The 13,935-nt window shown below is 57.3% G+C and carries 12 protein-coding genes; 3 read left to right on the top strand and 9 right to left on the bottom strand.

The annotated features are described in order from the left end of the window. Positions 1-13: 13 nt before the first annotated feature. From BRA471DRAFT_RS40070 to BRA471DRAFT_RS08380, 5 genes are all read right to left on the bottom strand, one after another. On the bottom strand, positions 14-1,093 hold the full coding sequence (locus BRA471DRAFT_RS40070; RefSeq protein ID WP_050992580.1) for a methyl-accepting chemotaxis protein: 1,080 nt from the start codon (positions 1,091-1,093) through the stop codon (positions 14-16). A 99-nt stretch (positions 1,094-1,192) separates the two neighbouring features. After that, positions 1,193-1,981: a hypothetical protein gene (locus BRA471DRAFT_RS08395; protein WP_157234024.1), complete on the bottom strand. Its 789-nt coding sequence runs from the start codon at positions 1,979-1,981 to the stop codon at positions 1,193-1,195. Between the two features lie 1,032 nt (positions 1,982-3,013). Beyond that, on the bottom strand, positions 3,014-3,697 hold the full coding sequence (locus BRA471DRAFT_RS40260; protein ID WP_007606209.1) for a hypothetical protein: 684 nt from the start codon (positions 3,695-3,697) through the stop codon (positions 3,014-3,016). Further along, on the bottom strand, positions 3,688-3,888 hold the full coding sequence (locus tag BRA471DRAFT_RS08385; RefSeq protein WP_007606207.1) for a hypothetical protein: 201 nt from the start codon (positions 3,886-3,888) through the stop codon (positions 3,688-3,690). The genes BRA471DRAFT_RS40260 and BRA471DRAFT_RS08385 overlap by 10 nt, the downstream gene beginning before the upstream one ends. A gap of 200 nt (positions 3,889-4,088) precedes the next feature. Beyond that, the gene (locus tag BRA471DRAFT_RS08380; RefSeq protein ID WP_007606206.1) at positions 4,089-4,277 is read right to left on the bottom strand and encodes a hypothetical protein; all 189 of its coding nucleotides are present in this window, start codon (positions 4,275-4,277) and stop codon (positions 4,089-4,091) included. Between the two features lie 177 nt (positions 4,278-4,454). Between BRA471DRAFT_RS08380 and BRA471DRAFT_RS38140 the strand changes: the two genes are divergently transcribed. The 3 genes from BRA471DRAFT_RS38140 (at position 4,455) to BRA471DRAFT_RS38135 (ending at position 7,076) form a co-directional block, all read left to right on the top strand. Continuing rightward, positions 4,455-4,616, top strand: a complete 162-nt coding sequence (locus BRA471DRAFT_RS38140; protein WP_007606203.1) for a hypothetical protein — start codon at positions 4,455-4,457, stop codon at positions 4,614-4,616. A gap of 445 nt (positions 4,617-5,061) precedes the next feature. Then, positions 5,062-5,406, top strand: coding sequence for a hypothetical protein (locus BRA471DRAFT_RS08375; protein WP_157234023.1), 345 nt, complete (start codon positions 5,062-5,064; stop codon positions 5,404-5,406). Positions 5,407-6,791: 1,385 nt separating this feature from the next. Beyond that, complete coding sequence (locus BRA471DRAFT_RS38135; RefSeq protein WP_157234022.1) at positions 6,792-7,076, top strand: hypothetical protein; 285 nt, start codon at positions 6,792-6,794, stop codon at positions 7,074-7,076. A gap of 2,066 nt (positions 7,077-9,142) precedes the next feature. Here BRA471DRAFT_RS38135 and panC read toward each other — a convergent pair. The 4 genes from panC to BRA471DRAFT_RS08350 form a co-directional block, all read right to left on the bottom strand. Continuing rightward, entirely contained in the window at positions 9,143-10,090 is a 948-nt protein-coding gene (gene panC / locus BRA471DRAFT_RS08365; RefSeq protein WP_007606199.1) for a pantoate--beta-alanine ligase, read from the bottom strand. Between the two features lie 13 nt (positions 10,091-10,103). After that, positions 10,104-10,976, bottom strand: coding sequence for a 3-methyl-2-oxobutanoate hydroxymethyltransferase (gene panB / locus BRA471DRAFT_RS08360; protein WP_007606198.1), 873 nt, complete (start codon positions 10,974-10,976; stop codon positions 10,104-10,106). Positions 10,977-11,044: 68 nt separating this feature from the next. Beyond that, entirely contained in the window at positions 11,045-11,857 is an 813-nt protein-coding gene (locus BRA471DRAFT_RS08355) for a CoA ester lyase (RefSeq protein ID WP_007606197.1), read from the bottom strand. Positions 11,858-12,537: 680 nt separating this feature from the next. Continuing rightward, entirely contained in the window at positions 12,538-13,824 is a 1,287-nt protein-coding gene (locus BRA471DRAFT_RS08350; RefSeq protein WP_035974775.1) for an adenosylmethionine--8-amino-7-oxononanoate transaminase, read from the bottom strand. Between the last annotated feature and the right edge of the window lie 111 nt (positions 13,825-13,935).

The following is a 13,935-nucleotide window of genomic DNA, read 5'->3' as shown; positions in this document are numbered from 1 at the left end:
TCTCCCGAGGAAATTATCTAGCTCGTGCTTCAGCCGAGAGCTTTCCTCGGACAGCAATTCGGTGTACCTCAGCACCTGCATCGAAGCCCCCCGGTTTCTTTAGCGCGATGGGTGACATCACTGGCGCTTTCCGCCACCCGAGTAGTTCCGGCAGCAGCTTTCTGCAAATGAACGCCACTTTCTCGCTCGTCGTCTTCTGTTTCGCGATCGAGGCGACGACCCCCTTGGCGATCTCCGAAATACGAGCGATTATAACGCCTGTCTCGGTAATTGCGCCGACCGCTTCGGTGGTCGCGGTCTGAATGCCGTCGATTTGCTCTCGGATCTCAACGGTCGCTTGCGCCGTCTGCGTCGCGAGAGATTTCACTTCCTGGGCGACAACCGCAAAACCTCTACCGCGATCGCCGGCGCGCGCGGCTTCGATCGTCGCGTTCAATGCGAGCAAGTTGGTCTGGCGCGCAATCGCCGCGATTAGCTGAACCACGCTGCCGATCCGCTCGGCTGCGGCGGCCAAATCAACCATGCGCTGATCGCTAACTTCGGTTTTGCGAACCGGATCGCGGGCCATATCGGCGGTCGCCTCAACCTGGCGGCCGGCATCAGCAATCGTTGTCGCCATTTCGCTTGTCGAGGCCGCAACACGTTGGACATTGGCGGACGCCTCTTTCGATGAAGACGCGACCTGAATCGAGAGCTCCCGGCTTTGATCAGCCGAACCAGTGAGGCTTCGTGCCGACGATTCAAGTTGTGTGGAGGCGGTCGAGACGTTATCGATCACCTGCCCCACGGCTGCTTCAAATTCGCCTGCGAACCGAGCGATCTCGGCTTTACGCTGATCGGCAACAGTCTGATCCCGTTCGGTCTTGGCGTCGAGTTGCGCCTGTACCTTCTCGCGAGCTCTCAGCTTAAAGTTCTCTACTGCTTCGGCCATCTCACCAAGCTCGTCCCTCCGACCCAGACCTGGCAGAACCACATCAAACTGCCCTTGGCCGAGTTGGCGCATCGCCGACGCCATCAAAGCGACTGTTTTGGCAATGCGTTGACCGAACAGGAAAGCGAGTACGCCTACGAGCAGCGTTGCTAGCCCTTCCACCAGACCAACTTCTGCCGAATCTCTTCCGCCCGCATTTCCGCGGCCTGCGAATAGGCGTCAGCAACAGTCATGATTCGCACGATTACCGGGCGAATGCGGTCAGATTTGTCCCAGATCGCTTACCTGGTCGGTCAGCGTTTGCTGCGTTACCATGAATGACACAAAATTGTCTTTGTAAGCGCGAGCAAGTTTGAGAATGTCAGCTTTCGCTTCTGCAGGCAGGCTCGCCTTAGCAAGCTCGGTTTCAAACTCCGTCTCCAGGTTGGTCAGTTTTTCCCCATTGTCTTCGCCCCGCAGGATGAAGTCCTTTTCGTGCCGACGCATCATCAGCATCAAGATCGTGAGGCTCGGCTGGTTCGCTTCTGCCAGCTGTTGCTCCGCGGCGTGCACGGCCTTACGCAACTTGCCCTGAAATCCATCATCTTCATTGAAGCCGAGGTTGCGTTGAGCTGAGACCACGTTCTGAAAGCGGGTGGCAAAGAGATTGATAATCGGCTGCAGGGCGACGGCCTGCTTCAGCGGGCTATCGTCCGGCAAAGCGGACACCAATGTTTGCAGGCGAGATAGGGTTTCCATCTGACGCTCGTGATGATCGGCATGCCTCTTGATCAGCATTTCAGTCGGCCTGCGGCGGAAGTCGCTCGCGATTTGGCCGGATTCCAAGAAGCTTTGTGACAACGATACAACAAGAGCTTTCAGTTGATTGCTAGCGCTCGACTGGCGCTGGATCAGGCTCGCATAGTTCCAAGCGGCAATACAATTGCAGCCGTGACAACGACACCGGAAAGCCCGAGCAGCGCCATTTGCTCGCGCAGTCCGATTCGGAGTGCGCGGCGGATCGATGATCTCCGAGAACCACAGCAGGCAATGCCGCTCATTCTTGTCCATTTGCTCATGGGTTGACCCTGCAGGTGGTGTCCGATTGGCGCTCTGAACGCGCTTCAACGTTTAGCGAAAAATCGAGTTGTTTGGCTCGCGCGGTCGATAACAAGCCGCTGCGTAGTTTAGATTGATTTCGAAATCCTGAACTCGTGCACGAAAGGCGCACGTTATATCAGCAGAAATTGATTTTCTGTCCCGATCAAAATGACAGCGCTCCGATTTCCGGTTCGACGATTTTGCGTCACGGAGCAACCGCCGCGATTGAAGCATCGTTCGCGCATAAAACATGCGAAATTAGCATCTAAATGGAGATAAGCAGCGCGAAGAATCGGCTATGCGGATACGCAACTTGCGCGGCCGGACACGTCGCGCAAGTTCTGGAGTACTCGGTGAGTGGTCGATCTACTCACTTCAATACTCCCTTCAGTCGCCCGCTTTGGGCGTTTCCTCCCTGACTTGGCCGTGCGAAGACCTTGCACGGCCATTTTTCTTGGCTCATCGCGTCGCCAAGCCCAATCGAGAGCTTAGCGTTGACGTCGCCCCTCTTGAAGTGCGTGGACATCAGTAACGACTTCTGAAAAGAGGAATCCGCGCCTCCTCTGTCTGTCAGAATCGGCCGACAGGAGATCATCGAGGTCTGATTGGGTTATTCCGGAGACTGCGTAGAGCTGGGGTGAAGGTTAGAAGTCCCCGCGCTCAGGCTGATTTCTGATTAGGTCCATAGTATTCGCTGGGACGGCGGCCGGTGCTCAAGGCGATCAACAGACGATCGCTGGTACTCTCAACGTCTAACGCGGGATCCGTCTTTGCATCAATCCCGAGCACGCAGAGGTTCGCGGGCGCGCCCTCACGCCAACTGTCCGCGGCCCAATCGGGCCTTCGGCAGGCACGGCTGTTACGGCATGCACCAGCACGAAGACCCATCGCTACCGCGATCGATGCAGTCGTGGACAACTGTCTGGTTTGAAGGTGAACAAAATCGTCCGGCCGGCTCTGCTTAAATTACGTCAGGTTGGCACCCCCATCTCCGCCGCCAACTCAGCAGCCGTGCAGCCATATATTGAGTGCAACTCGGCGGTGGCGGGCACCTAACCCCTGTCCTACAGCATCCTTTTGAAGGATCTCAAAATGACGTCGACATATTGGAGGTGTTCGATCAAACGTGCATAAGCTCGCGTTGCCGACGCGCGGCGCATGCACATCCCATTGCGGGTTTCCACTTGCGGCTGAACGCACTACCAATTTCTGGAGGACCACTTCAGACGAAGATGCACGGAGCACGGCTAAAAGCGAGTCTCGCTTCGCGGTGCGACGTTGCTGCTGACGTTCATGACGCCGCCGAACCGACTCGACAGCTGGGGGTTGAGCCGCCATCGATGTCAGTTGCTCGGGAACGGCTAGCTCCGTCTCTGGCATCGCTTGCGCGGGACTCGGCCGCACCTCCATGAATTTGAGGGTGACACGGCCCGCATCGGTGATGCGCCATCCGCCGTTCACACGCTCAATGAGCCTCTGGGAAAAAATATCGAGGTTCGGCACACGGGCGGCCAATCTCTTCGTGCGCTCGGCCCAATCCCGACCGCTCGTCGCTAAGATGGCCATGTCGCGTTTAAGATCCACCATGCTCGCGAACCCATCGGGATAGCTCGCCAGAATCTTGAGGACTGTGACCTGGAAGTTCACGTGAGTGATGACATCAACTTTGCCGACGGCTAGCGCCACATAGTCGGCGCCTCGCGAAGGGCGTCTCGGCCGATCTGTTTGAGGCGGTCGGGCATTGTCTCGCCTCCGCTGGCCGCCTCCAGAAGTTTCGATGCAACATGCGCGCGGACGCCGGTCTCGTCCCGCGAAATTTCTTCGCAGACTTCGTCAAGGACCGCGCGCAGCAGCGCGGCAGTGGGGCCATCGAGCATTTCAAGATCTCCCCTCAATCTTTCGTGAGGAGGATAGTACGTACTGGACGCTCCTTGATTCAAGTGGATCAAGAACACCCCGCAACCAAATGCGGCTTCTCAGGAGCGACCTCGACGATCTCTCGGCGCCTGTAGGTCGCCTTCGAGCCCGCCCAGTCTTAGACCCTCCCGAACTCCGCACGGACTAGCTGCCGGTTGCATCATTTTTTCGCACTGCTTCTCTGGCACAGGCTGGCCGGAGCAGACGGCTGCTCGGGTCGCCCGAGTTCGCACCCGAGCAGCATCAGGTTGTACTGCAGCCAGATCGTTTGCTGCTTCTCCCGCTTGCTGCGCCGGCACAAGGCATTGGCGTACGTGCCCATCCGGAGTCGATAAAGGTGGTTGGTCATAGCTTGCCCTTACGCGCCCCGAAGTGAGGTGGCTTCATCGCAATCCGTCTTCGAACCAGAATAGTCAGTTCACGAAGACGCTGCGCTTGCACCCTTCATAATAACGATCTACCGAACGTGATTAACGCATGAAGGAATGGGCTAGCGACGGAATTCGGCAATTGTCGCGGATTTTGGATGAATTTCATTGCGCCGACCCGGATGATGAACACCGGCGATAAGCAACTGACCCTGCGCGGCCCCACGCTGATCCGAGTTGCCCAAAAGCCCGCATGGCCCCGGATCGACGTCTTAGCAACGTTGAAAACTGCTTGCGTATCTTCCTGGCGGGCGGCTTGAGGAAAAGCTCTACTCAACAGCCATTCATAACCTCTTGTCGCCGCTCAATCTGATGGCATGTCAGTTCACGCGTAGGGCCGAGTGAGACGAACAGTCGAGCTTGCGCGAAATGAGCAATCTCTCAGCGCGCCCGACGCTCCGGCTTCTATCAGATCTCTGAAGGGGCCTCCGGGCGTTTAAGCTGTACGCCACGTACAAGGCGCCTCCTTGACATCGTCGTTGCAATCGCAACGCGTGATCCGTCCGAAACGTACCGACTATTTGATTTCTTTCCTACCAGCGGCATGGTTCCTCCTTTCAAGCTGAAGTAAGTGGGACAACCAGCGATGGAATGCTGCTTACGATGTATTACTTATCCTTCCAACTCGATCGACCGCAGCTCCGGTCACGGTCAAGAGTCTTCTGCAAAGTATGCCATGTGTACGGTCTGTGACGCTCTGTTGTAGTGCCGAACAAGCAACGAACCTGCGCCAACCGTGGCCACATCAGCCGCGAAGGCAAATCCGAAATGCTGGGAACGAGCGAGCACCGCATCTTTTCTGCCAGTAGCTGTTGTCCCTCTTCCATCAACGAGGTCGGCGAGCCAATGCTTCGCTTCTATTTCAGTCTTGCTGGGCAGCAAAATGTCGACGACCCCTTTGGGCTGGCATTCGAGAACGAGCTGCAGGCGTTTCGTGCGGCCGAACGATTTGCGAGCGACTTAGCAAGTGTTCAGCCTTCGCTACGGGGCACAACTTGGGTGGTCGTCACACGTAAAGATCGAGACGAAATATATCTTATAGGCATATGATCGATATCCCGATTCGCGCCAATTCGAAGCTCGCGATACGCCCGCGTGTATCGCAGGCACGCGACCGAAGACAGGCGCGTCTAAGTGCGTTTGGCGAGACATGCCATCTCAAGCTAGGCGCGCAATCTCCCATCCAACGCACTATCGCAACAAGAGCGAGCCTTGGCTGCGCTAGGCGCAGCAGGTGGACTCGAATAGCGCTATCCGCTTCGTCGGACCTTTCGAAAGACGACCTGTGGGCCGTCGGCCCACAGCAGCTCAGCCAGCCGTTCACGTCCTCCCCTCCGCCGCACATACTCATCTGAGTATTGCAAGTCATGCTCGATCCGGTCCGCCTCAGACACAAGGATGTCTCTGGCGTCCGGCGACCGTGATTTCCGGCACCGGAGCTCAATCCTTTGCAGGGCTCAGCCGGATTTGACGCGCGGGTTATCCGTCAGTCCTGGGCTGCTCGCCGGCACGAGTCGCTGTGTTGAGCCACGACATCGAGGCTGCCCCGATCTGAAACCAGCAGGACGCTACGGTGATCAAGGCCTGGAGGCCGAGAGGAAAGATACCTATCGGGTCATCGGCGCTTGCTGCAAGGTAAGGGACGCTTGCTGCAAGGTAAGGGAAGAGGACATCGCTAAAATGGCTGCGTCGGTAGCAATCGTGATCGCAGCAATGTCTCCTTGACCTCACATCTCGCAGATAACCTGGTCCTAAGAACCGACCACATCCGGCGCAGGTCCTATGCCCACACGGAGAATTATGATTTACGAGGATGAATCGCATCGCGTTGGCTCGTTAGTGCCTTCAGGTTAGCTCTCTCGACGGCTTAGGCATGTTTCGCTGGAGACAATTGCCGTCCCTGACGAGCCGCAACAAGCAGGAAGCGCGGATGGTTCGCCTTCGGCGAGTCCACGAATGCAGGTTACGCATCGTGATGAGCAGCAGCACGGGGTGAGCCGGGGAATAGAATACGATAGGCGACAGATCAGCAGGAGATTATCGCGGCATTTTCCCCATTGCGCTCTCCCGCCGGGCGCATGATGCACGTTGAGCTTCATTCGCATGAGCTCCATGTACTCTCCTTCAAAGTCTCTCTGACACCCGATGAGTTGCACTAGACCACGCGCAGCCAGCGAACCATTTGTGGTCGGCCTCTCGGCGAGCCGCGAAGCGGTCTTCGCATTTCTTGGAACAAAGAGCAGTCCGTCAAGAAAAATGACGGATCAACCCGAACCTTCCGCCGCATACGCCGCAACACGTTACCCTACCATCGCTGGCATTACGGAAGCTGTTACGCATGTGAACCTCCTATTGATGTTACGTGGTCAGGCTTCGTGCTTCTATCAGCGCAGCACACCCGCACGCCAGGTGAGGCGTCGGCCTGTCAAGTCTCATTGCATGAACAGATCCGGACGCAACCGGTTGAGTGGCGCCTGCTGGGCGAAGCGGCACGCTCAATCACGTGCTTCGCAAGCCCGATCTTGATTGTTAAGAGTATCGATATTTCAATCCTGCTTAATGCAACCGATTTAAACCTTGGCGCTGTAATCCAGCGTATGGCCCGAATCGGTCGACGCAAATTGACCCCCAACGCCCTGGTGATTTTTGGCGCGCCTTTGGTTCGCCAGAATCGGACTCTTCCCGAGGAGTTTTCGGCCAATAGCTACTTCGGCCACTGACTCCGAGGACATCCGTGTTACGCGAGCCTCCTGGGTCGGCAGCGCATTGATGTCGCTGCGCATCGAGATTGATCGCTTCGGGCCAGAGGTCCTGCCTTGGGTATCGACATAGCGGCCGGCATTGAGGAAAGGCTTGACCCCGTTGAGCCCGAAGCGCTGGAGTTTGCCTTGGCTCCGCGGGTTGTCCCGAACGTGTCCGAGAGCCCCGACTCCCGATGCATCGCGTGGCGCAGCGCCATCACTGCCTCGCGCTGCGCATCCGACAAGAAGCTGTTGGTGCGTGCGCTCATGGGGCTTGGCTCCGTCATCTGCGCACTTCGCCAGGCGAGACCATCGACGTGCGAACATCGGACGGCGCTGCAGAGGACCATCGGTGGCGGCCGCGTCGACCTGTTCGATGCAGTAGCAAGTCTGCCGAGCAGCGCAAGCAGACGCCGAGTACCGCGCACCACGCGTGGTCGACCGCGCACTGTTCGCCGGCCTCGTCGTAAAGCGGCTTTACGCTGCCGATCGTGGCAACCATCTTCGACGGGGCCTGAAAGCCAATGGCTTAAGTGGCAGGTCCGCCAGAGTGCGCTTCGCCAATGGTCCCGAGTGCCACCATGATGCAGATGGCGACCAGCCGAGCCCCTGCCCTGCGCCTCTTTCCGCTTCAGATGCTGCGGCGCATGGCCCGACTTATTTAGCTCCAATCGCTTGGCTTGCGTTGTTCCTAGGAGAGGCGCTAAATGAAACAACTGCGTGTGGAGCTTCCTAAGCTCTCCCTCAAAGTCAGCTTGGTACTCTGTAAGAGGTATTGAGCCAGTTGCGGCCGGCGAACCATTCGTGGTCGGCCTCCCGGCGAGCCGCGAAGCGGTCCACACATTTCTTGGTGCAAAGGGCAGTTCGCCAAGAGTAGTGGCGGATCAGCCCGAACCTTCCGCCGCAGACGCCACAGCACTTTACTGTACCATGGAGGGCATTCTGAGAACTGTTGCGCATTCTCGCCTCCTGTTGATGCCATGCAGATAGCCGCCGCGCCTCGCCCGCACGTCAAGTGCGGCGTCGGCATTTCAAGTCTCGAAGTATGAACGGCCGGCGCAACGTTGACATGAAGTGCGCCTGCTGGGCGAAGCGGCACGCTGTATAGCGTATCTACGCCAGCCAAATCTTGATGGTTAACTATACCGATATTGCGATCCTACTTAATGCAATGTTTTGCGGTTTGCTGCTGTAATCCTGCGTCCATCTCGGATGAATCAACGAATTTCGATTGATCTCGCAGCGATTGCGCGCAAGCTCCGATCGCCAGCAATCTATGAGACCACCTTTTTGCTCGGCCCGCCGGGATGGACGGGATCCGATCAAAATACTTAGAGAGCGGGCGAGAACGTTGACGTGCCATTCTGAGCTGCTTGAATCCCGCGCAGGAAGCGGTCTCGTTAGCACCTTAGCTGTGAACTTGCCTTGACGCCGTCTGTATCGAATCCTACTTCACGACAGGAGGCGCACATGAAATACGCGATTGGACTACTCCTTGCCGGGTTACTCGTCGGTTCAGCACTGGCTCAAAAAAGTCATCGAGAACCTATGCTGATTGAGCAGATACGTCCCGGAGTGACCTACGAGGACTGCGTCACCCGGTGCCAAAAGTGCGGAAGCGGCAAAAATCCGTACTGCATCAAGAATTTCTGCACCGGTTATCCTCCCCGAAAGCCCGGCGCGGCACCGCTGCCAGTGGTCTGCCCACAATACTCATAGGCCAGTCACAGTTGGCAGCCTTTTTCATTCGGCGAACGTCGCCCTTGGCCTGTCGATCTTGAGATTGACTGATTGGGCTTCGGAAGGAATCGTAATGCCCTATGAACCGCCAAGGCTAATCGCAGCCAATTGCACATCGGCCGATCGCGATGCCGCAGCGCTACATCGAAGCAATCTTGCCCGATTTCTTGTCAAGCCAGAAGTGCGGCGTCCGTGTCGTCGTAGAGTGTTGCCCTATTGGTCGTGCGTCCCGTCGACGATATGCTCGACTTGCTTGTCGAAGATCGCCTATCGCAATCTCACCGGACCGTTCGGCTCGGCTGTCTTTACGATGAAGGCATCGACATCCGGTCGCAGGTCAGTGTGTCCTGTACTCGGTCGTCGAGCCAATGTAATTCCGGTACGGTCTTCGACGGTGCCGGCGCATCCGCTTCCGGGTTAAGGACCACATTATCAATCAGCCGGGTCCCGCCGACGTGGGCTGCCACGCAAAGAGCCGCAGGATGGCTGAGGGGGCTCGCGGCGGGTTTCAGAGTGTCGGCATCGACGAGCTCCACATAATGCAGCGGATCGACTTGATCCAAATGACGCCTGGCAATTGCTACGAGAACGTCGACCTCGCGCTCGCCTGCTCGGAATTTGGCGTCTGCCGCGAAGAGAGCGCGGCTAATGCAAAGGGCGCGCTGGCGCTGTTCGTCGTTTAGATAACGATTGCGACTGCTCATCGCGAGACCGTCCGGTTCTCGAACAGTTGGCACCGTGATGATCTCGACTGGAAAGTTGAGATCCGTGGCCATCCGACGCACGACAGCGCATTGCTGAAAGTCCTTTTGTCCCAAGAACACGGCATCTGGCTGCACCATATTGAGCAGCTTGCACACGACCGTCGCTACACCGCGAAAGTGCCCCGGCCTGAAAGCTCCACACAACGGCTTTGAGAGTTCGCCTGGTTCGACAAAGGTCTCAAAGCCTCCGGGATAGACCTCCCGCGGATCCGGTGCAAAGACGATCGAGACACCCCCATCTCGGCACAGCCTTTCATCACGAAGAAAGTCGCGCGGATACGTGCTGAGATCCTCATTCGGCCCAAACTGAGTGGGATTTACAAAGATACTTACGACCGTAGCGTCGCTTTGCGCCCGGCTTGCCTCGACCAGCGCCAAATGACCCTCGTGCAGGTAACCCATCGTCGGGACGAACCCGACGCGCCTGCCAGCCTTGCGAGCTTTCGCGAGAGCCAAACGAAGCCCGGCGAGCGTTGTAATCGTTTCCATGTCGATTTCCACGTCAGGGTGAATTCGAACGCGTCCAGTTTGAGATCTGGTCTTCGAGGCCTTTGGGAAGCCGATAGGATTCCTGCAGGGTCGGAAATGTGCCATTGCGGACGTCCGCGGCCCAGCGTGACAGCGCCTCCTGCAATAACTTAAAGCCCTCTACATAGGCGCGAACGAATCTGGGACGACGGCCTTCTGTCAAGCCCAGCACATCATGGAATACCAGGACTTGACCCGAGCACTCCGGTCCTGCACCGATCCCAATTGTCGGTATCGTCAGGGATTCGGTCGCTCGTGCACCGAGTTCGGCGGGGATGCCCTCCAAGACCAGCGCGAAGCATCCTGCCTCCTGGAGTCTGCGCGCATCGTCGAGCAGGCGTATGGCGTCGTCGGCTCTCTGGCCCTGTACCTTGAATCCACCCATGACATTGACGCTCTGCGGAGTGAGGCCAAGATGGCCCATGACAGGAATTTCGCAGTCGACCAGGGCGCGGACTGTCTCCACACGATTGGCACCACCCTCCAGTTTCACGGCGGCGGCGCCACGCCGCACAAAATCGCCCGCGTTGCGTATCGTCTCCTTGATACCGAGATGAAAGCTTAGAAAGGGCATATCGGCAACGAGCAAGGCGCGGGGCCTTGTGCGCACGACAGCTTCGAGGTGATGTTTCATCATCGCCATGCTGACCGGCAAAGTGTCTTCGAATCCGAGGCAGACGTTTCCGACGCTATCACCGATAAGGATAATGTCGACGATGGGATCGGCGATACGTGCCGTAACCGCATCGTAAGCGGTGCTCATTACGATACGACGCTTTTGCTCCTTCCATCGCTGCAGAACAGGAATCGTGACGCGTTCAATGTGCGGCTCCGAAGTGTAGCTCATGCTAGATTCCGATCTATCCAGTGCTGGGCTGATCTCATCGACTGCCGCCGCCATCAAACCTTCAGCTTTCAGCGGAGCGGCGCAGTTTTCGCTCTGGCAAGAATAGAGCGAGCATGGTTTCGGACCGGGGTATGGACCATGGTGCCATCGACTGCAACCGCGCCCTCCCCCGCCGTAAGCACCTTGTGTGCCCAGGCGATTTCTCCTTCGTCGGGGCGAAAACCTGCGCTAATTGGCCCAATCTGACGAGCATGGATCGCGAGTTTTCCGCCGAATCCGAGATCGCGGGCATAGCGGGCGTCTTCCCTCGCAAGGTCAGCGTCATCGACCGAGGTCGTGACGCCATCAAGTGGAGGCACTTTTGCTGCAAGTCGGGAGGCAAGCACCAGACTGGATCGCGCGAAAAGCAAGGCTTCACGGGTGTGGGAGCACCCCAGTTCGGCGAAGAAATCGATAGAGTCGAAAGCTAGTCGATTTATTCCGGGGAACGCCGCAATTTCGAAGGCATCCCTGAGCCCACGGGCTGTCTCAATGAGCGCAATTATCGGTAGGCGCCGCCTTAGATCAGCTGCCAACCGCAACAGGGGCCTGCCTTTTTCCGCCTTTGGAAGGACAACTCCATCGATGGGAAGCGAAGAGACGAGCGCCACGTCATCGCTATGCCAGGGGCTACCCATTTCGTTGATGCGCACGAGGACGGAATGATTCGAAAGACCAAGGTAGAGGTGAAGGGATCGACGCGCTTCGCGTTTTGCCTCCGGCGGGACCGCATCCTCGAGGTCCAGAATGACGGCGTCCGCCCCCGAAGCGGCGGCCTCCTTGAACCGCTCAGGCCGGTTTGCCGAAACAAAGAGCGGCGCAATAACGTCGAGCCCGGACATCTGCATCAATCCACTTTCGCTCTCAGAGACTCAAGTTGCCGGACGATCCACAAACGCAATGGTTCATGGACATAAAACGCGGGCAACAGCCATGAACGCCACCAATCTCTCGAAGGCAGCGCCCGCGATGGGCACGCGGACTCTTCGATGTGGTCCGTCTGATTGGATGCAGTCACAGCAAGCAAGCCAGACTCGTTCCGCCAGCGCCCTTCAACTTTCGAGAGGCAAAAGGCCCACGCGGCTTACCGAGCTAGATTTCGCGAATAGCTCACAGCTGAACGCGCATCCGATGACCACTTGAGTCTACCTGCATAGCGGCGTTTGTAATTGGAGAAGCGCCTCCATTGTCCTCGACGCACGCCAAGCTGGCGCAGGAGTTCAGCGATTTTAGGCATTTTAGGCAAGATTCCAGCCAAACTGGCAAACGAGCCTGGCTCCGCTCAATTAGCCATCTTCCCTCGTCATCCAACAAATGCCGGTTCTGCACACTGCTACTGGTCGGGAGGGCGGGCACATCGCATTTCCGGGCCATGACGGTGCCAGGCGGGCGGCTTCACTAGTGCCTGCTTACAGCCGAATAGCTGTAGAATTCTTGTCTGAGCCTGGCTCCTGGGACACTGAGGGTCACTTCGGAGATGATCATTCTAGCTGCCCAAACGACCAAAGCTCCGTCCCGATTGCTAGCCTCCGGACACGCAGAGTCCGTCCACCGCATCGGCAGCATCTCGAATGCCGGCGTAGATTTCGTCAAGATCTGCTGCCGTTACGCAATAAGGCGGCATCACGTAGATCGTATTCCCGAGTGGTCGTAACAACAGATTTCGGTCTTTAAAGAAGGAGTAAAGCTTTGGACCTATGCCCGCGAGATAGCCAGCATCGTCAACTTTGAGATCGAGCGCGGTGATAGTGCCGGTCCGACGGACGTTCTCAAAACGCGTGTCGGCGCGGAAGGGCTCGATTGCCTCTTCTTGCATAGCTGCGACCGACGTCACGCGGCCACGGGTTTCCGGAACCTCCCAGAGTTCCAAGTTCGCCTTTGCAGCGGCACAGGCGACCGGGTTTGCCGTATATGAGCTGGAATGAAAGAACGTACGCGTTCGATCACTCGAATAGTGAGCTTCAAAAATCTCTTCACGGCAGAGTGTCACAGCGAGTGGAAGCGCTCCTCCCGTGATTCCCTTGGAATAGCAGACGATATCGGGCGTAACATTCGCGTGCTCGCAGGCGAACAAGGTTCCGGTGCGGCCCCAGCCTGTCATGATTTCATCAGCAATGAAAAGGATGTCCGAGACCTCGCAGATCCGCTTCATCTCTCTGAGCACCCAGGACGGATACATCAGCATGCCACCTGCCCCCAATATCAGGGGCTCCACGATAAAGGCCGCCGGACGTTCGTTTTGGCATGCAGATGCAAGCGCATTAAGCGTTTCCCGCTCTCGTCCTTTCGCGGGAAACGGAATGGAGGTAACGTCGAACAGCAATGGACCGTACGCTGCATTGAAGACGCCGCGAGCACCAACCGACATGGCTCCCACAGTATCGCCGTGATACGAATGTTGCATCACCACAATGCGTGTTCGTTCTTTGCGGCTGTGATGCCAATAACCGAGCGCCATTTTTATTGCCACTTCCACACTAGCTGAGCCGCTGTCGGAAAAGAACACATAATCAAGGCCGCGCGGAGCAAGTCTCAGAAGTCGTGCTGCAACTTCCTCAGCGGGATCGTGGGTATAGCCGGCGAAAATGATCTGGTCGAGTTTGCCTGCCTGTTCTTGAATGGCGCGTACAATCGGTGGATGACAATGACCATGGGTCACGACCCACCAGGATGAGATTGCGTCGATGATACGGCGACCATCTGCCGTGTGGAGATAGGCGCCATCGCCACGCACGACCTTGCTCATTTTGCCTTCAAGCGCGTGCTGCGTAAATGGATGCCAGATGGGTGAGGTCTTCCTTTGCTTCATGGTCTCAAATCGTCGTGGATGAAATGCGGATTTGAACGCAACCTTAAGCCTTTTCGATGTGAGCGGAGAAAGCAACGGCAATCGCCCCAACCAACGCACCCCTCCGATTTC

The organism is Bradyrhizobium sp. WSM471 (genome assembly GCF_000244915.1).
Classification (GTDB): Bacteria; Pseudomonadota; Alphaproteobacteria; order Rhizobiales; family Xanthobacteraceae; genus Bradyrhizobium.
This window is presented reverse-complemented; position numbering and strand designations above follow the sequence as displayed.

Bases quoted from the DNA above. Each gene is read 5' to 3' on its own strand.
- panB (WP_007606198.1), bottom strand. From the start codon at position 10,976: ATGAGCTACACTTCGGAGCCGCACATTGAACGCGTCACGATTCCTGTT.
- BRA471DRAFT_RS08355 (WP_007606197.1), bottom strand. From the start codon at position 11,857: ATGTCCGGGCTCGACGTTATTGCGCCGCTCTTTGTTTCGGCAAACCGG.
- BRA471DRAFT_RS08385 (WP_007606207.1), bottom strand. From the start codon at position 3,888: ATGCTCGATGGCCCCACTGCCGCGCTGCTGCGCGCGGTCCTTGACGAA.
- panC (WP_007606199.1), bottom strand. From the start codon at position 10,090: ATGGAAACGATTACAACGCTCGCCGGGCTTCGTTTGGCTCTCGCGAAA.
- BRA471DRAFT_RS38140 (WP_007606203.1), top strand. From the start codon at position 4,455: ATGAATTTCATTGCGCCGACCCGGATGATGAACACCGGCGATAAGCAA.
- BRA471DRAFT_RS08350 (WP_035974775.1), bottom strand. From the start codon at position 13,824: ATGAAGCAAAGGAAGACCTCACCCATCTGGCATCCATTTACGCAGCAC.
- BRA471DRAFT_RS08380 (WP_007606206.1), bottom strand. From the start codon at position 4,277: ATGACCAACCACCTTTATCGACTCCGGATGGGCACGTACGCCAATGCC.
- BRA471DRAFT_RS08395 (WP_157234024.1), bottom strand. From the start codon at position 1,981: ATGGACAAGAATGAGCGGCATTGCCTGCTGTGGTTCTCGGAGATCATC.